The 443-nt window shown below is 49.4% G+C and carries 1 protein-coding gene; it reads right to left on the bottom strand.

The window, feature by feature from the left end; translation table 11 throughout:
* Positions 1 to 443 (bottom strand): transposase (locus tag EA58_RS20230; RefSeq protein ID WP_459542900.1); only part of this gene is annotated, 443 nt, incomplete at both ends.

Genomic DNA, 443 nt, shown 5'->3' with positions numbered 1-443 from the left:
GCTTCGTTAGCGATGTATTGATTAAGCAGGCGCATAAACCAGCTGATGGAACAGAGTCTTTCCCGCCAGGTTCGGATGATTGCGAGGCAAGCGTTTTTCTCGGCTTCAGTTGACGTTTCGCCTTCTAAGAACCGCTGAATCAACACAGGGGCTCGGTGCAAAGTGATCCAGCGTTGGATGACCTCGTGCTCTGAAAGGCGATTTGCTTGCTCGGTGTTGATATGCAGCACTAAATGATAGTGATTGCTCATAATTGCGTAGGCACAGACATCAATGCAAAAGACGTTGGCAATCTGCTTTAATCGCTTCTCGACCCAGTCACGACGGTGTTCATAGCTGGTTTGAGTCAGCTTGTCATACCCGCAAAGGTATGAACGGCGCACGCACCTGGAAACACAATGGTAATAGGGCGTTGCTTCGACACTAATGAGTTGGCTTCGTGC

Source organism: Photobacterium galatheae (assembly GCF_000695255.1).
GTDB lineage: Bacteria > Pseudomonadota > Gammaproteobacteria > Enterobacterales > Vibrionaceae > Photobacterium > Photobacterium galatheae.
Note: the sequence above shows the minus strand (reverse complement) of the source record. Positions and strands in the feature narration are given on the sequence as shown.